A 15,922-nucleotide genomic window follows, 5' to 3' on the forward strand; every position below is an offset into this window, starting at 1 on the left:
TCCAAAATTCATGTTCGGTAGGGTCTATAAAGAAAAGACAGTCCCCTACAATCCTTTAAATTATATCATACTTGACCAGTTTCGGCCGGTATCTCTTAGAAATCTTTTAGGAGAGTGCCAGGCAGTTGCAAGGCCGAATTTAAAAGTGATACCAAGGCTGTCGCCAACAAAAATCCGAGGCTCGTCGCAACAACTACTTTGAGCACGGCTGCCTGCAAAGGATTCTTTGGTAGTAACTTGCCAAAATCAATCGGACGAATCAGGTAAAAGACAAAATAGATGGCGGCAATCGTTGTGGTCAAAGTCAAAAGTGGTGGCATGAAATTTCTCCTTCTATTCGTTTTATTTTATAACAGAGGAGCTAAAGCAGCAATCCAGAATAGGAGTCCTTACAAGCACGTTCTCCTACCCCGACCTTCAACGTCAAAAACAAATCAACGGGCTAATGACGCTGACGACACAAAACGAGCACCCGCCTGATAAAGGCAGTCCGCCGCATGGTAAAGTGTTCGTCCGGTGGTATAAACGTCATCAACAACCAAAACTCTTTTACCTGCCACCAATCTTGCTTGGCAGCAATGACAAATGGTTGTGGCGTGTTGAGGCGGTCTGCTCGATCCAAGCTAGATTGGTCAACCTTACTGTGATTAAAGATTTCTAACACGTCTTTGGCAGAACGCAAAAGCCATGGCTCAACCTGGTTGAAACCCCTTTGTAAAAATCGTTCCTTGCTCACCGGAATGGGGATAACGAGGTCAATCTGCTTGTCTTTTACCGAGCGCCGAAGCATTTGACGCATTTCCTTTTGAAACACGGTGGCAAGCCGGTAATCACCCATAAACTTGTAACGGGACATGTACTCTTTCAATGGCTCGTCATAAACATAGAGTGCTTGATGGCCAAGCAGGCGGTAACCCTGATTTTGCCAAAGCTGACAATCTGAGCAAATCAGCAGTGCGTTCTCAGTCGGAATTGAATCCACCAATTGACGACCGCACCCGCTACAAAGCGTCCCTTTTAAATGAACAAAACTATTTAAGCACTCCGGACACAATAACTGCTTGGCCTGACTCTTATTGAAAGCCAACTGACCAATCGTGACTGGCGATTGAAAGTCCTCTTGGCAGAGTATGCAATTCAATTTTCATCTCCTTCCTGGCTGTCAGTTGGCACACCGGCCACCTGTTTTGCCCGATTGTTCAAATCAGCAATTTGCTGACGAGCCGCCCGTAATTTAAGTGTCGGCTCCTGTATGAGTGCTAAAACAAGGCCATCGGGCCGATTTTTAGACCGCCCCACCCGTCCTGCAATTTGGACAAGCGCCGCTGTTGAAAAAACGGAATCATCAGCACCCAGAACCACCACTTCCAAGGCAGGTAATGTGACCCCACGTTCTAGAATCGTTGTCGTAACTAAATACCGGTAGGCACCAGACCGCAAATCACGGACTTTTTCGGCACGGTCAGGATCAGTGGCATGGACTGTTGTCCCCTTAATCGTCTGAAACCTTTGCAGATAATCAAAAACACGCACTAAATCCTTCACCCGTGGCACGAAAATCAAAAAGGGATTCTGCTGATTGACCCATAATTGAACCATAATTGAACAGCGGTTAATAACTTCTTTGGTGGGTGCTTGCGCCAGTTACCAACACGCTGCACCTGAATTTGTGGTAGGAGGCCTTGATGGAAACGTTGCGGCAGATAGGACTGGGCTAATTTCTTCTGCTTGACTAAGCGTTTCAAATCAGCCGTTGGCGTCGCCGTTAGATAAACAACACTTGATTGAATTTTTTGTGCTCGCAAAACGGCGTAAGACAAAGCAGCATCGCCACGAAAAGGAAAAGCATCAACCTCATCAATAATTAATAAATCAAAGGCACGGTAAAAACGGAGCGCTTGATGGGTCGTCGCCAAAACCAACTGGCTATACTGGTATTGGCTACCGTGTTGCCCATAGAGAACTTGAATTGGACAATCAAAAGCCGCTTCTAAGCGTGGTGCTAGCTCGAGGACCACATCGACCCTCGGCGTCAAAATGGCAACCCGCCCCTTTCCCCGCAGTGCGTAATCAATTAATGGAAACAGCATTTCCGTTTTACCGGCACCGGTAACTGCCCATACTAGTCGATTTTCTCGCCTGTCATAGCTCGCCATCAAATCTTGGCTCACCTGTTCTTGCTGCTTGGTTAGCTGACCGTTCCATCTGAGGTGACTTTCAGCCTGAAAGAGATTCGGTTCAGGAATCGTCAGTAAACAATCATTGGTCGAAATTCTGCCCATGTTCAGACACTTTAAGCAATAAAAGCCATTATTGGCCAGCTTTGCCCGCTCCTTTTGCCCACAACGTTGACAGATTCCCTGCTTAAAGGCTGGTAGAGTGTGACAAAGTATCGGCGGCTCAACCGCTTTTGGCCAGGTTACCAGACGGCCATAGAGCTTCTCGGCATTCATTTTTCTACCTTCTTTCTGATTTGGTCATGTTATAATACGGGCTATGGAGCCTTTTTACTTACTCGCTGAGAACGATTATTCTTGGCAACAAACAATTAAAAAATCAGACTTTATCGTTTCCTTCTTTCGCATCGAATCTGAGGAACAGGCGCAGACCTACATCGAGCAGATTTCCAAGGAACACCACAAAGCCAATCACAACGTCTTTGCCTATGTCATTGGCGACAACGATGAAATTAAGCGTTATTCAGACAATGGTGAGCCTTCTGGGACGGCCGGTGTTCCCATGCTCGAAGTCTTGCAGAAACGCCAGGTCCACAATATTCTAGCCATTGTTACCCGCTACTTTGGGGGCATTAAGCTTGGCGCGGGTGGTTTAATCCGTGCCTATGCTGGAACTGTTGCCCAGGGGTTAGACGAGGCCGGTTTGGTCGAACGCCTGTGGCGAGAAAAAATTCAAATTGATATTGATTATCAAAATAATGATCAGCTGACTTATTGGTTGAAGCAAGAAGAATACCCAGTTTTTTCAACTGATTTTGACACAGCTGTCCACCATCAAGTGGCAGTCGCCCCTGATCAAGTAAAGGCCTTTGAGGAAGAACTAACCAACCGCTTTGCCGGCCAAGTTTCTTTTAAAAAAATCGGTGAAACATACTTGGAAATTCCCGCAAAGTAGGTTATAATTATCTAGTTCGCGCGGTTAGTGTAATGGATAGCACGTAAGATTCCGGTTCTTGCAATCCGGGTTCGACTCCCGGATCGCGCATGTATACTTGTGATATATCAACGTTTAAAGGGTTTATGTAGCGAAAATGTAGCAGTTAAACTCAAAAAGCACCTCAAATTCTTAATTGAATGGAGGTGCTTTTTATTGTTCATTTGGCAGCTAGAATAAAACAATCAGCCAATTGGATACAAAAAAAAGAGACATTGCTGTCTCCTTAGAACACTTAATATTAAATCCATTTTTAAATCAACCAATGCCATATCTTTTCTCAAGTGCTTTTGTCAAAATTTCAGAAACGTTATCGCCATTTTTTTTGGCTAACTCACTTAAATAACTAGGCACAGTCACGTTCTTTCGAATCGTTTTTGATGATGCTCTTAAATAATCAATCAACGACACCGTTACCATTTGAACAAATCCATCTTCTGCATCAATTCCGCTAAACTTTGTTGGTTCAGGAACAACGAGCGTCGTTGATAATGCCAACTCAATCGCCTCTTTAATTTTGACAAGAATTTCCTCAACCGTCGCCCCGGTTGTAAAAGCACTCGGAACATCTGGAACGCTTGCCCAAAACATATCATCTTCTTGATGAATAACAACCGGATAGCTCATAACAAATTCAATTTCCTTATCCATGTGATTTATCCTCTTCTGAATTCTGTTCTGTGCTTGTTCAATATAACTAAAAGCCTTAATCAATCAGCCTATTGAAGCCCCGCTTGTTTTAAAATTGCTCTTTCTAGCCCCTTCGGAAGTTCTTTAGAATGTTTTGGCACTTCCGTATAATGTTGACCGTCACTAAGCATGACATGTGAGCCTTTATGGCCGATAACCTTGAAGCCATGCTTTTCTAACTTCTTAATCATCATTTTTGGTTTAATAGTCAACGACTGAGTTCCTCCTCAGACTTGACTACAACTGTATCATACACACAATATACACATTAATCAAGCGCTTTATGTATGCCCAACTGGGCTTGAACTTAACGAAAGTCACATTCCAAGTCATGTGCATTTTCGACACCAACAGCCTGCAAGAACGATTCAACAGTCACCGGACCCACAAACTTAAAACCAATCTTTTTTAGTTGCTTACTAAAGGCTTCAGAAAGCGTATTCTGGCTAGCTATCTTTTCATCCTGATCAACACCAATATCCAATGTTTGACCATTTATTTGCTGCCAAATCAGATCAGAAAACGTCTCGCCCTGATGATGAAGCGTTTGGATTTGTTGAGCATTATTAATTGTTGCTTCAATTTTCATCCGATTACGAATAATCCCTGCGTCAGAGAGCAATTGCTCAACGTCCTGTTGGTCAAAATGAGCCACCTGATTAATATCAAAGTCGGCAAAGGCAGCCTTAAAATTGGCTCGTTTATTCAAAACCGTTCGCCAGCTCAAACCTGACTGAAAAAGTTCTAGTGTTAACAACTCAAATAGCAGTCGTTCATCATCTCGAACAGGGTGTCCAAATTCATGGTCATGGTAGGCGACCATTGGCGTTCCCTCTTCATAATTTGCAGCCCAACGACAGCGTGTTACCATGCAGCCCCTCCTTTGATAAAACAACTTTCATCTTAATCATCTTTTCCATATTATACGAAAGAAAACACAAAAAAACGCCCCGAAAGGCGTTTTTCGTTAAAATTTATTACTTAGCTTGGATAGCTTCGCGTGCGTCAGCTGACAAGTTGTAGAATGCGTGAACACCCTTGTACTTAGCAGTATTAGCAAGCAATTCTTCGATACGGATCAATTGGTTGTACTTTGCGATACGGTCAGTACGTGACATTGAACCTGTCTTGATTTGGCCGGCGTTAGTAGCAACAACCAAGTCAGCAATCGTAGTGTCTTCAGTTTCACCTGAACGGTGTGAAACAATCGCTGTGTAACCAGCTTCCTTAGCCATTTCGATGGCATCCATTGTTTCTGACAAAGTACCGATTTGGTTAACCTTGATCAAGATTGAGTTGGCAGCACCCATACGGATTCCCTTAGCCAAGTATTCAGTGTTTGTAACGAAGAAGTCGTCACCAACCAATTGAACCTTCTTGCCAAGTTCCTTCGTGATTTCAGCCCAGTCATCCCAGTTGTTTTCATCGATAGGATCTTCGATGGAAATGATTGGGTAACGGTCAGCCAAGTCTTCCAAGTACTTGATGAAATCAGGAGTTGAGAATTCTTCCTTTGTTGACCAGCGCAAAACATACTTTGACTTGTCAGCATCCCACAATTCTGATGAGGCAACATCGACAGCAATAGCGATGTCCTTACCAGGCTTGTAACCTGCAGCTTCGATAGCCTTGATCAAGTATTGCAATGGTTCTTCGTTGTTAGCGAAGTCAGGAGCAAATCCACCTTCATCACCAACTGAAGTAGCCTTGCCGTCAGCGGCCAACAACTTCTTCAATTCGTGGAAAGTTTCTGAACCATAACGGATGGCTTCCTTGATTGAAGGAGCACCAACAGGCATGATCATGAATTCTTGGAAGTCAACCTTGTTATCTGAGTGAGCACCACCGTTGATAACGTTCATCATTGGTGTAGGCAAGACATAAGAGTTCATGCCACCAATGTATGAGAACAAAGGAACACCCAATTCATCAGCAGCAGCACGGGCTGCAGCGATTGAAACGGCCAAGATAGCGTTGGCACCCAACTTACCCTTGTTAGGAGTACCATCCAAGTCAATCATGGCTTGGTCGATGGCGCGTTGGTCAGTTACGTCAAACTTACCAACCAAAGCCTTAGCGATTACATCGTTAACGTTAGCAACGGCCTTAGTAGTACCCTTGCCACCGAAACGGTTCTTGTCACCGTCACGCAATTCGACAGCTTCGTGTTCACCAGTTGATGCACCAGATGGCACGATTCCGCGGCCAAATCCACCAACTTCAGTGATAACTTCAGCTTCGACTGTTGGGTTTCCACGTGAATCAAGAACTTCACGTGCGATGATATCTGAAATCAAAGACATATTTTATGCTCTCCTTTTGTCTGTGGTTAATATTTATAAAACCAACTAAATTATAACACCCTTATCAGGTAAAATGAACAGGAAAAATGGGTTCTTTCTAGCTTAGCCAACGGTTTGGCCGATTTGTCCGAGAACTAATTTTACTTTTTAGCCTGATCAACCAGGGTCAAAAACTGTCTGGGATCTAGCGCAGCCTTACCAACTAGGATACCGTCAATGTCTTGCTGGCATAAGAAGGCGGGTGCATTTTTCGGCGTCACTGAGCCACCATACAGAATGCGAATGCTATTAGCCAAGTCTCGATTATATAAATTAGCTAAGCTTTGTCGAATTAAAGCAGCCGCTTCTTGCGCCTGGTCGGCCGAAGCCGCCGACCCGGAACCAATTGCCCAAGTCGGCTCATAAGCAATCGTTACTTGAGCCATTTCAGCTTCCGTAACACCATCAAGGGCTGCTTGTAACTGATTTAAAACAACTTTTTCGGGCACCAGGTGTCCGTAGGCCGACAAGTCTTCATCTAAGTCGACAATCGGCTTTAAGCCATTGCGTAGCGCCGCTAACGTTTTTAAATTAACCGTTTCATCCGTTTCATTAAAAAACTTTCGTCGCTCAAAATGTCCAATTAAGACGTATTCAACGCCAAGTGCTGCCAAGGCTTTTGGCGACGTTTCACCGGTAAATGCCCCATCATCTTCCCAGTGAGAATTTTCGCCAACAATTACTAACGGAGTGCCCTTTGCAGCCTGCAACATCTGGCTTAAGTACAGGTCTTGCGCGGCGATGCCAACTTCAACGTCGGTCTCACCCACCAAAGCAGGCAAAACGGTATCCAAGTAGGGGCCAACCTGGTCCGGCATCATGTTGATTTTCCAGTTGGCTACGACAAATGGCCGCCGATTCTGCGCACTCATTTACTTTCTCCTCGATTAAGCATCAAAAACAAGAAGACGGCTTCAATCAGTAATAGCCAGGGCAAGTTGGTATTTCGTTCCCCCACCAGCACCAAAAGCGCATAGGAAACAATTAAGATGCCCATGCCAATGGTCATCTTAATTAGCCCTTGCCGGAAAGTTGACCGATTCAAAGCTTCCTTCAAATGCTCATTTTCGCTCCGGGCTTCACTAATGTCGAGCTTTAAGGACTCAACTTGGTCCAAGAGCTGATCGTTTTCAGCCTGCAGAAAATCAACCTGCGTTTGGATTTCTTTGTCTTGCTGGTCTTTTTTGTTCGACCAATTAAATAACTTCATAGGTATTCTCCAATCAATGTCTATTTTAACAAAAATTACTATTAAAACCGAATAAAAAGAAGAAAGAAGAAAAGCGCTTGACAAGAGCAGCAATTCTAGGTAGAATTTGATAGTTGCATTAATGCATGCGGCTGTGGCGGAATTGGCAGACGCGCAGGATTAAGGATCCTGTGTCCGCTTTAGGACGTGCGGGTTCGACTCCCGCCAGCCGCATAATGAAACGTTGATTCACCAACGTTTATGACGAATTTGCAAGCAACTAACTTAAAAAGCACTCAAACTTAACTGTTTGAGTGCTTTTTCCTTTTAAGAATAAACGCCTTCTTTCTTTTTAAAACTAACCAAACAATAAAGGCCATCCCGACTAGAAAGTCAGAATGGCCTTTTTGCTATCAAATTTTTAATGCTTTAAAACGGCATTATCAGCCTTCCGACCGCTTCTGATTTTTTACGGCCATCATCTTATGAGGAACACCAGCATCCAAGAAGGTTTCGCCATAGGCTTTAAAGCCAAATCGCTCATACAGACCAATCGCATGTTCCTGGGCCTCAATTTCAATTTTTTCTTGGTCAAAGCGAGTAGCCATCACGTCCATCAATTGTTGAACTAGCGCTTTACCAAATCCCTTACCGCGAACTTTTTGCACAGTCAGTACCCGGCCAAAAGTGACCGTGTCCTGGTCTTTTGCGAAAACACGGGCATAGGCCAACAATTCACCGTCTTCCTCATAAAAGACGTGCAAGGCTGTTAAATCCTGCTCATCAACGTCTTGGTACTCACTATGCTGGTCAACGACAAAAACGGCAATCCGAGCACGGTACATCGCCCAAATTTCACGATTACTGAGTTCATCAAAGGTCTTAATGTGCCACATAAATCTAATTCCTCCGCTATAACAAAAAGAGAAATCTCTCTGCTCTTTTTCAATTAGGTCAACAATCTTTACATAATGATTCTAGGATACAGAAATTAGTACCCATAAGCAAGATAAAAAGAAAAAAAACTAACAACAGATTTTTCTGCCATTAGCTTTCAAACTTTTATTAATGATGCCGACGAAAGGATTTGAACCTTCGACCCCAGGTTTACGATACCCGTGCTCTACCAACTGAGCTACATCGGCATAACTCCGACTGCCGGGCTCGAACCGGCGACAACCTGATTAACAGTCAGGTGCTCTACCAACTGAGCTAAGTCGGAATGATTTGTCGTTTAAAACAACTATTACATTATGCCATTTACAGCGGGGCCTGTCAATCATTTTCACACATTATTTTACTATTTTTTCGAAAAATCAGACAGGATGTCATCTGGTATTTACGGCCTTGCTTTGACACTCACAAAGACCCGCCTTACAATGTAGGCATAATCGAATAGAAAAGGAGACTGCACATGAATGTGACTGTTTTTGGTAAAGGAAATATTGGCTCAGCCGTTGGCGCTCAATTGGAAAAAGCCGGCAATCAAGTCGACTATGTAACAACCAAACATAAGGCGGACACGGTGGCTGATTTGGTCATCTTGGCCGTCCCTTACGCCGCTTTGGCAAGCATCGCTAAAGAATACCAACAAAAGTTTGCCGGAAAAACGATTGTTGAAACAACCAACCCTGTTAATTTCAAAACTTTTGACAGCCTGGATGTCCCTGCTGACTCTTCAGCCACTGCCCAATTGCAAGCTGATTTACCAGACAGTCATGTTTTGAAGGCCTTCAATACCGTTTTTGCGGCCAACCTAGCATCTGGCAAAGTTGGCGATAACCCAGTTGAAGTTTTGACTGCCGGTGATAACAAGGACAGCAAGGAATTGCTGCAAAAAGCCTTTGAGGGCAGCGACCTCGATGTTGTCGATGCCGGATCTTTGCGTCGTGCCCGTGAATTGGAATCAATTGGTTTCTTGCAAATGACCTTAGCCGTGACCAAGCAAATTGCTTGGACCGGTGGCTTTGCCGTTGTGAAATAACCTAATTCAAAAATATTTTTACAGAGCTGGATACTAATCCAGCTCTTTTTTAATAATACAAGCAAAAAGCCCCTTAAAATCAGGTTTTCTAGTCAAATACCAAGTCAACATTCTAGAATAATAAGACGTTTCGTTCAAATGAATCCCATAGCCAAAAAGGCTTTACAAACAATGAAAAATTAGATGTCTTATTACCTGACATACACCTCACTCTTCTAAAAAACAAGGCTTGTCTTTAGAAATTTCAAGGATTATATTATCTGTGTCGATTGGTCAATCGTGGCCACGGCACAGAGGAATCTGAATGTCTTGTTTGTTTTGAAAGGATGTTTTTTGCATGGCGGAAGCAACCATCGCGCAAGATCAAACCAACTTGCGCCAAGAACCCTTCACGAAGAACCAAAAACTGACACTATGGTCAACCGTTGCCGGTTTTGGCCTAGAACATATGGATGCCCTTTTTATATCTTTTGCACTTACCTCCATCATTTCATCCTTCCATATTAGCAATTTTGCTGGTGGGATGATTGCATCGGTCTCCTCTTGGGGAACGTTGATTGGGGGTATTTTATTTGGCATGCTGGCTGACCGAATCGGTCGTGCAAAAGTTTTTACCTGGACACTTTTTGTCGTGGCCTTTTCAACCGGAGCCATTTACTTTGCCCATAACATTTGGTTGGTCTACCTGTTCCGCTTTATCGCGGGTGTTGGTACCGGATCAGAATATGGCGCCGGCGTGACCCTGATTGCCGAAAACTTTGCCGGTAAGAAAATCGGTAAACTGACCTCCCTCGCCCATATCGGTGGTCAGGTTGGCGCCATTTTGGCTGCCATCGCCTCCGCCACCGTTATTCCACTCTTCGGCTGGAATGCTCTCTTCTTGGTCGGCCTTTTTCCCGTTATTTTAGCCTTTATCGCCCGTATCCAATTAAAGGACAGTGATGAATTCCATGCCCTCCAGGAACAACGGCAAAATCAGGAAAAGGAAACCATTAAAACCAAGGTACCACTATTAGCACTTTTCCAAACACCAGCAATGACTTGGCAAACAGTTGCCTTAACCTTAATGATGATGGTCCACACTGGTGGCTACTACGGCTTGATGAACTGGCTCCCTAAAATCATGCAAAAGCAATTAGGACTATCGATTTCTTCTTCAAATCTTTGGATGGTCGCCACAATCGTCGGTATGTCTCTCGGTATGTACTTCTTTGGCCATATTTTAGACAAGTTTGGCCCTCGTTTCTCTTATACTTTCTTCTTCATTATGGCTGCCGTTTCTCTCTACACGCTTCTCTTGGCTAAAAACGCCTGGTCACTAATCTTAATCATGATGGTCGTTGGCTTCTTCTCAAACGGAATGTATGGCGGCTACGGCGTCATCGTTTCCCGCCTCTATCCAGCCGAATATCGGGTAACAGCCAACTCTGTTGTGTCTTCCGTTGGTAAAGTCTTAGGTGGCTTCTTCCCGCCCATCATTGGCCTCTTGATGGACAAATACTCTTTGGCCGCCGTGATGATTTTCTTCTCACTGATTTACCTTTTTGCCCTCGTCATTATGCTGCTTATTCCGGCATTGAAGAAGACAAATGTTGAATTTTAACCGGTAAAATCAGAACCCATTTCAATCCAAAAAAAGACCAGACATTTCTGTCTGGTCTTTTTTAATACTCCGACTGCCGGGCTCGAACCGGCGACAACCTGATTAACAGTCAGGTGCTCTACCAACTGAGCTAAGTCGGAATAAAGCGCTTGGCTCAACTATATTAGTATACAAAATTGGACCAAGCGTGTCAACTATTTATTTGTAAAAATACAAAATTATTCTGGACGCATTGTTGGGAACAACACAACATCACGAATGGAAGCGGCATCCGTTAGGAGCATAACCAAACGATCAATTCCAATGCCCAAACCACCTGTAGGTGGCATACCGTATTCCAAGGCCTCTAAGAAGTCTTCATCGATGCCTTCGGCTTCGTCATTACCGTTATCACGTTCGGCCGCTTGGGCTTCAAAACGAGCTCGTTGGTCGATTGGATCGTTCAATTCAGTAAAGGCATTAGCAAATTCAGAACCAACGATATACAGCTCAAACCGGTCCGTAAAGCGTGGGTCATCTGCATTCTTCTTAGCCAATGGTGAAACTTCCACTGGGTGACCATAGACGAAAGTTGGCTGTTCCAACGTATCTTCAACAAAGTTGTCAAAGAATTCGTTGATGATATGACCAACCTGCCAATACTGTTCATACTTCACGTGGTGTTCGTCGGCCAATTGGCGAGCTTCTTCAACCGTCATTTCTGGCCAGAAATCAACGCCGGTCTTTTCCTTAATCAAGTCAACCATGTGCTTACGAGCAAATGGCTTTGACAAATCAATGTCAGTGCCTTGGTAATTCACTTGCAAATCAGGATGAACGACCTTAGCGGCGGCGCGGAAGATACCTTCCGTTTCGTCCATTACGTCTGTGAAATCCCAATAAGCAGCATATGATTCCAAGGTTGTAAATTCTGGGTTATGCTTTGGATCCATTCCTTCATTTCGGAAAATTCGACCGATTTCATAAACCCGTTCCATACCCCCAACAACCAAACGCTTCAAATACAATTCAGTTGCGATTCGCATGTACATATCGATGTTCAAGGCGTTGTGGTGAGTAATAAATGGCTTAGCGGCCGCACCACCGGCTTGCGTTTGCAAGATTGGTGTTTCCACTTCTAAGAAGTCGTGACCATCCATAAAGGCCCGGATAGCTGAAACGATCTTTGAACGGTTTTGGAACCGAGTCAAAGATTCCTTGTTGGCAATCAAATCAAGGTAACGCTTACGGTAACGCGTTTCCACATTTGCAATACCGTGGAACTTGTCGGGCATTGGGCGCAAGGCCTTTGACAAGTGAGTCAAGTGCTTAACCAAGATGGTTAATTCACCAGCCTCCGTCTTCATCACTTGACCCTTGATTCCTAAGAAGTCACCCAAATCAGCACGCTTAATGATTGGGTAATTGTCACCCAAGTCATCACGACGAGCATAAACTTGAATTTCACCTGAGCGGTCACGGACGTCAGCAAAGATGACTTTTCCGGCACCACGCTTAGCGACCATTCGGCCAGCAATGATGACCTCTACAGGATTTGCTTCTAACTCTTCTTGTGTCTTCTCATCGTATTGTTCATGGAGGTCCGCTGCCAAAGCGTCTCGGTCAAAACGATGTCCAAATGGATCAATGCTCAAATCATCAACCAGCGCCTTCATCTTCTGACGGCGGGCAACCATTTGATCATTTAAGGCTTTTTCTTCAGCCATGTCTATCTACCTTCCTGTCGGCGAATATTCGCTCATTTATCTTGTTCCAGTATAACAAAACAACGGCCAAGACAAAAGGGCAAACCGCCTGGTTTGCCCGTCTCATGGTCTTTTTTCCGTTTTTTAAAAAACGTTAGTCCTGCTTGTTTTCGTTATCAGCAGCTGATTTTTCATCGCCCTTTTCTTCTGCTTCGGCTTCACGCTTTAAAATCTTACTTAAGATTTCTTCTAGTTCATCAGACTCAAAATAGTGCTTCTTGCCTGAGAAACGGCCGACCACTTCAGCCCCGCCATCCTCATCAATCATCGCCTGGACTTCATGGGATGGCAGTGTTGCTAACATCTCACCATAAGCTTCCTTGGGTGGCTCAGCGGCGATACCAACAGCTACAGAAGCCAAAGACGTATAGTTATCCTTGCCCAACAGATCATCCAAAACCGCCAGAGGACCTTTCTTTTCAGACAACAGTTCAGAAAGTGGTGTCATCTGCTTTAAGTGCTCGTCCAATTGATCCAACTGAGCATCTGTTGCTCCTGGCAATGCCTGAACCAAAAAACCACCAGCGGATGCAACCGTGTCATCTGGATTCATCGTTACACCGACACCAATTACGGATGGAATCTGTTCTGATTGTGTCAAATAGTAAGTGAAATCATCACCAATTTCACCAGAAACAATAATTGATTGACCGAGATAAGGCTTCGAATAAGGTGCCAATTTCGTCACTTGGAAAGAACCATGGTTGCCAACAGCGCCAGCCACGTTCAATTGATCGTCATCGTTAACGATTGGTTCCAATTGAGGGTTGGTTACGTAACCACGAACCGCCCCATGAGCGTCCGCTTCCGTTACAACGTTACCAATCGGTCCCTTACCGTCCATCTTCACACCAAGACGTTCTTCGCCCTTCAAAGTTGCCTGGGCCAAGATTTCTGTTGCTAGCAATGCCCGGCCGAGGACGACCGTTGCAATCCGTGAGGCATGGTGAGCGCTTGCTGCTTCTTGGACTAATTTTGTCCCGTCAATGGCAAAGGCACGGAAGGCCTCATCTTTTGTAATGACCTTAATTAATTGATCTGACATAAGAATTCCTTTATTTGTTCTTGTCTTTATTGTAAAAGAAAAAGCCGGCCTAAGCCAACTTTTTTAAAAAACTTATTTATCTGAATCAGTCGTATCGTCCGCAGATTCAGCTTGGTCATCATTCTGATCAAGAGGCTTTGTTGGGTTTTCATCACCCTTTTGCTCTTCATCTTCCACTTCGTCTTCCTTGTGATCCAAAGAAGCCTTGGTTTCATCAAATGACTTGGCATCATCTTCGTCTTCTTCACCCTTCTTGGTGAAGTGACCAGTTTCGTAGATGTCCTTGATTTGCTTTTCGTCCAATGATTCAACATCCAACAAGGCATTAGCAATCGCTGCCAACTTATCCTTGTGTTCCGTCAAAATCTTGGTTGCTTCCTCAAAGGCTTCCTTGGTCAAACGACGAACTTCTTCATCAATCAATGCAGCCGTTTCGTCTGAATATGACTGTGCGCCACCCTGTTCGCTATAGCCAACAGAAGCATTCCCTTCAAGTTGAACCATACCCAACTTTTCAGACATTCCATAGGCCGTCACCATTTGGCGGGCCAAATTCGTTGCCTGCTGGAAATCGTTCGCAGCACCGGATGAAGCTTCGTTGAATGTTGCCAATTCGGCAGCACGTCCACCCATCAAACCAGCCAATTGTTCCTTAGCTTCTGAATAACGAATGTTATAACGATCGGTCTTTGGTGTCATCAAAGCGTAACCACCAATGCGTCCACGCGGCACAATCGTGACCTTACGAACAACGGATGCGTTTGAACGAACCAAACCGACCAAGGCGTGACCGGCTTCGTGGAAGGCGGTTGTCTTCCGTTCCAACTCGGACATTGCCCGGTTGGCCTTAGCAGGTCCTTGGAAAATCCGATCTTCGGCTTCATCCAAGTCAGCGGAGTCGATTAACTTCTTGTCGCGACGAGCAGCCAGCAAGGCAGCTTCGTTCAACAAGTTTTCCAAATCAGCCCCAACGTAACCAGGTGTTTGGTGGGCAATCGCCTTCAAGTCCACGGCTGGTGCCAATGGCTTGTTCTTAGCGTGAACCTTCAAAATTGCTTCACGACCCTTAACGTCAGGAGCGCCAACCAAAATCTTTCGGTCAAAACGACCTGAACGAAGCAAGGCTGGATCCAAGACATCAGAACGGTTGGTTGATGCCAGAATAATAACACCTTCAGAGTTCTCAAATCCATCCATTTCAATCAGGATTTGGTTCAACGTCTGCTCACGTTCATCGTTACCACCGCCAACGCCAGAACCACGGCGACGACCAACGGCATCGATTTCATCGATAAAGATAATGGCAGGGGCAGCCTTCTTGGCTTCTTCAAACAAGTCACGAACACGTGAAGCACCAACACCGACAAACATTTCAACGAAGTCTGAACCAGACATTGAGAAGAACGGTACGGAAGCTTCACCGGCAACAGCCTTTGCTAGCAATGTTTTACCAGTTCCGGGAGGGCCTTCAAGCAAAACACCCTTTGGAATACGGGCGCCCATATCTACGAACTTCTTTGGCGACTTCAAGAATTCAACAACTTCAACCAGTTCTTCCTTTTCTTCGTCAGAACCAGCGACGTTTTCAAAGCGAATTTTGTTATCCTTCGGATCAGAAGGCTTTGCCTTTGACTTACCGAAGTTCCCCATCATGCCGCCTTGGCCACCCTTACCGCTTGACTGAGACATCATCAAGTAGAAGACACCCACAATCAAGAGCAATGGCACGATTGAAATAATCAAGTTCAACCAGAAGCCTGAAGATGGTGCTGGTTTTGTCGTCATATCCGTGTTGGTCTTCTTGGCCAAATCAGTAATCTGCTTCAATGATGAATCATTTTCCAAGACAGAAGTTGAAAACTTCGTTGTCGTGGTCTGATTTGCCAAGAGGCTATTCAAGCCTTGACCAGTCGATGATGACTTTTGGCTATTCTTATAAGTTCCAGTCACCGTGTAAACATCGTTACCGGGCTGGATTGTGAAAGAGTCAATCTCCTTGTCGGACAATTGCTTAACGAAGTCAGACGATGATAACGTCTTTGTTCCGCCATTTGACCCACCAACTAGTGAGTAAATTCCAGCAATGACCGCCAAGAAGATGATGACATATAGAAAGGAGCTTCTAAAGAAGCCACCGTTATTTTTTTTCATCG

17 protein-coding genes and 5 tRNA genes are annotated in these 15,922 nt (G+C 44.6%); 5 read left to right on the forward strand and 17 right to left on the reverse strand.

Annotated elements, in window-relative coordinates:
- Positions 1-95: 95 nt before the first annotated feature.
- From FT12353_RS04150 to FT12353_RS08520, 4 genes are all read right to left on the reverse strand, one after another.
- Complete coding sequence (locus FT12353_RS04150) at positions 96-320, reverse strand: DUF1146 family protein (protein ID WP_047974700.1); 225 nt, start codon at positions 318-320, stop codon at positions 96-98.
- 114 nt (positions 321-434) lie between these two features.
- Positions 435-560, reverse strand: coding sequence for a ComF family protein (locus FT12353_RS08510; RefSeq protein WP_239061178.1), 126 nt, complete (start codon positions 558-560; stop codon positions 435-437).
- A gap of 577 nt (positions 561-1,137) precedes the next feature.
- Positions 1,138-1,599, reverse strand: a complete 462-nt coding sequence (locus FT12353_RS08515) for a helicase-related protein (protein ID WP_239061179.1) — start codon at positions 1,597-1,599, stop codon at positions 1,138-1,140.
- Positions 1,560-2,282, reverse strand: a complete 723-nt coding sequence (locus FT12353_RS08520) for a DEAD/DEAH box helicase family protein (RefSeq protein ID WP_239061180.1) — start codon at positions 2,280-2,282, stop codon at positions 1,560-1,562. Before FT12353_RS08520 ends, FT12353_RS08515 begins: the two co-directional genes overlap by 40 nt.
- 214 nt (positions 2,283-2,496) lie before the next feature.
- On the opposite strand from FT12353_RS08520, the gene FT12353_RS04165 reads away from it, so the two are divergent.
- Together FT12353_RS04165 and FT12353_RS04170 are read left to right on the forward strand one after the other, a co-directional pair.
- Positions 2,497-3,132 carry a YigZ family protein gene (locus tag FT12353_RS04165; protein WP_203618614.1) on the forward strand — a complete coding sequence of 212 codons (636 nt, stop codon included), beginning with the start codon at positions 2,497-2,499 and terminating at the stop codon, positions 3,130-3,132.
- Positions 3,133-3,150: 18 nt separating this feature from the next.
- Positions 3,151-3,222: transfer RNA gene (locus tag FT12353_RS04170), tRNA-Arg, on the forward strand.
- Between the two features lie 207 nt (positions 3,223-3,429).
- Here the strand turns inward: FT12353_RS04170 and FT12353_RS04175 are convergent.
- From FT12353_RS04175 to FT12353_RS04200, 6 genes are all read right to left on the reverse strand, one after another.
- Complete coding sequence (locus tag FT12353_RS04175) at positions 3,430-3,822, reverse strand: type II toxin-antitoxin system HicB family antitoxin (protein WP_203618616.1); 393 nt, start codon at positions 3,820-3,822, stop codon at positions 3,430-3,432.
- 68 nt (positions 3,823-3,890) lie between these two features.
- Positions 3,891-4,073 carry a type II toxin-antitoxin system HicA family toxin gene (locus FT12353_RS04180; RefSeq protein WP_059393723.1) on the reverse strand — a complete coding sequence of 61 codons (183 nt, stop codon included), beginning with the start codon at positions 4,071-4,073 and terminating at the stop codon, positions 3,891-3,893.
- Between the two features lie 95 nt (positions 4,074-4,168).
- Positions 4,169-4,732, reverse strand: coding sequence for a DNA-3-methyladenine glycosylase I (locus tag FT12353_RS04185; protein ID WP_203618618.1), 564 nt, complete (start codon positions 4,730-4,732; stop codon positions 4,169-4,171).
- A 106-nt stretch (positions 4,733-4,838) separates the two neighbouring features.
- Positions 4,839-6,164 (reverse strand): phosphopyruvate hydratase, encoded by a 1,326-nt coding sequence (gene eno, locus FT12353_RS04190; RefSeq protein WP_047974695.1) that lies wholly within the window; start codon positions 6,162-6,164, stop codon positions 4,839-4,841.
- 140 nt (positions 6,165-6,304) lie between these two features.
- Positions 6,305-7,075 (reverse strand): triose-phosphate isomerase, encoded by a 771-nt coding sequence (tpiA, locus tag FT12353_RS04195; RefSeq protein WP_203618620.1) that lies wholly within the window; start codon positions 7,073-7,075, stop codon positions 6,305-6,307.
- Complete coding sequence (locus FT12353_RS04200; RefSeq protein ID WP_203618629.1) at positions 7,072-7,413, reverse strand: bZIP transcription factor; 342 nt, start codon at positions 7,411-7,413, stop codon at positions 7,072-7,074. Before FT12353_RS04200 ends, tpiA begins: the two co-directional genes overlap by 4 nt.
- A gap of 127 nt (positions 7,414-7,540) precedes the next feature.
- On the opposite strand from FT12353_RS04200, the gene FT12353_RS04205 reads away from it, so the two are divergent.
- Positions 7,541-7,626: transfer RNA gene (locus tag FT12353_RS04205), tRNA-Leu, on the forward strand.
- Between the two features lie 209 nt (positions 7,627-7,835).
- On the opposite strand, the gene FT12353_RS04210 is transcribed toward FT12353_RS04205, so the two are convergent.
- From FT12353_RS04210 to FT12353_RS04220, 3 genes are all read right to left on the reverse strand, one after another.
- Positions 7,836-8,288 carry a GNAT family N-acetyltransferase gene (locus FT12353_RS04210; protein WP_203618635.1) on the reverse strand — a complete coding sequence of 151 codons (453 nt, stop codon included), beginning with the start codon at positions 8,286-8,288 and terminating at the stop codon, positions 7,836-7,838.
- A 176-nt stretch (positions 8,289-8,464) separates the two neighbouring features.
- Positions 8,465-8,537 (reverse strand) — tRNA-Thr (locus tag FT12353_RS04215).
- Between the two features lie 4 nt (positions 8,538-8,541).
- Positions 8,542-8,614, reverse strand: a tRNA-Asn gene (locus FT12353_RS04220).
- A gap of 192 nt (positions 8,615-8,806) precedes the next feature.
- Between FT12353_RS04220 and FT12353_RS04225 the strand changes: the two genes are divergently transcribed.
- Both FT12353_RS04225 and FT12353_RS04230 read left to right on the forward strand, forming a co-directional pair.
- Positions 8,807-9,376, forward strand: coding sequence for an NADPH-dependent F420 reductase (locus FT12353_RS04225; RefSeq protein ID WP_203618637.1), 570 nt, complete (start codon positions 8,807-8,809; stop codon positions 9,374-9,376).
- Between the two features lie 337 nt (positions 9,377-9,713).
- On the forward strand, positions 9,714-10,979 hold the full coding sequence (locus FT12353_RS04230; RefSeq protein ID WP_203618639.1) for an MFS transporter: 1,266 nt from the start codon (positions 9,714-9,716) through the stop codon (positions 10,977-10,979).
- A 67-nt stretch (positions 10,980-11,046) separates the two neighbouring features.
- On the opposite strand, the gene FT12353_RS04235 is transcribed toward FT12353_RS04230, so the two are convergent.
- From FT12353_RS04235 to ftsH, 4 genes are all read right to left on the reverse strand, one after another.
- Positions 11,047-11,119, reverse strand: a tRNA-Asn gene (locus FT12353_RS04235).
- Between the two features lie 78 nt (positions 11,120-11,197).
- Positions 11,198-12,685, reverse strand: a complete 1,488-nt coding sequence (gene lysS / locus FT12353_RS04240; protein WP_203618641.1) for a lysine--tRNA ligase — start codon at positions 12,683-12,685, stop codon at positions 11,198-11,200.
- A 133-nt stretch (positions 12,686-12,818) separates the two neighbouring features.
- A complete protein-coding gene (gene hslO, locus FT12353_RS04245; protein ID WP_203618648.1) occupies positions 12,819-13,769 on the reverse strand; it encodes an Hsp33 family molecular chaperone HslO in 951 nt (316 codons plus the stop codon).
- A gap of 72 nt (positions 13,770-13,841) precedes the next feature.
- Positions 13,842-15,920: an ATP-dependent zinc metalloprotease FtsH gene (ftsH, locus tag FT12353_RS04250; protein ID WP_059393734.1), complete on the reverse strand. Its 2,079-nt coding sequence runs from the start codon at positions 15,918-15,920 to the stop codon at positions 13,842-13,844.
- Positions 15,921-15,922: the final 2 nt, after the last annotated feature.

Origin of the sequence: Fructobacillus tropaeoli (assembly GCF_016860625.1) — a bacterium.
Taxonomy (GTDB): domain Bacteria; phylum Bacillota; class Bacilli; order Lactobacillales; family Lactobacillaceae; genus Fructobacillus; species Fructobacillus tropaeoli.

Coding starts and splice junctions, on each gene's coding strand:
- FT12353_RS04165 (WP_203618614.1), top strand. CDS start 2,497: ATGGAGCCTTTTTACTTACTCGCTGAGAACGATTATTCTTGGCAACAA.
- FT12353_RS04175 (WP_203618616.1), bottom strand. CDS start 3,822: ATGGATAAGGAAATTGAATTTGTTATGAGCTATCCGGTTGTTATTCAT.
- FT12353_RS04225 (WP_203618637.1), top strand. CDS start 8,807: ATGAATGTGACTGTTTTTGGTAAAGGAAATATTGGCTCAGCCGTTGGC.
- lysS (WP_203618641.1), bottom strand. CDS start 12,685: ATGGCTGAAGAAAAAGCCTTAAATGATCAAATGGTTGCCCGCCGTCAG.
- FT12353_RS04210 (WP_203618635.1), bottom strand. CDS start 8,288: ATGTGGCACATTAAGACCTTTGATGAACTCAGTAATCGTGAAATTTGG.
- FT12353_RS08520 (WP_239061180.1), bottom strand. CDS start 2,282: ATGGGCAGAATTTCGACCAATGATTGTTTACTGACGATTCCTGAACCG.
- FT12353_RS04150 (WP_047974700.1), bottom strand. CDS start 320: ATGCCACCACTTTTGACTTTGACCACAACGATTGCCGCCATCTATTTT.
- FT12353_RS04185 (WP_203618618.1), bottom strand. CDS start 4,732: ATGGTAACACGCTGTCGTTGGGCTGCAAATTATGAAGAGGGAACGCCA.
- eno (WP_047974695.1), bottom strand. CDS start 6,164: ATGTCTTTGATTTCAGATATCATCGCACGTGAAGTTCTTGATTCACGT.
- FT12353_RS04200 (WP_203618629.1), bottom strand. CDS start 7,413: ATGAAGTTATTTAATTGGTCGAACAAAAAAGACCAGCAAGACAAAGAA.
- tpiA (WP_203618620.1), bottom strand. CDS start 7,075: ATGAGTGCGCAGAATCGGCGGCCATTTGTCGTAGCCAACTGGAAAATC.
- FT12353_RS04230 (WP_203618639.1), top strand. CDS start 9,714: ATGGCGGAAGCAACCATCGCGCAAGATCAAACCAACTTGCGCCAAGAA.
- FT12353_RS08515 (WP_239061179.1), bottom strand. CDS start 1,599: ATGGTTCAATTATGGGTCAATCAGCAGAATCCCTTTTTGATTTTCGTG.
- ftsH (WP_059393734.1), bottom strand. CDS start 15,920: ATGAAAAAAAATAACGGTGGCTTCTTTAGAAGCTCCTTTCTATATGTC.
- hslO (WP_203618648.1), bottom strand. CDS start 13,769: ATGTCAGATCAATTAATTAAGGTCATTACAAAAGATGAGGCCTTCCGT.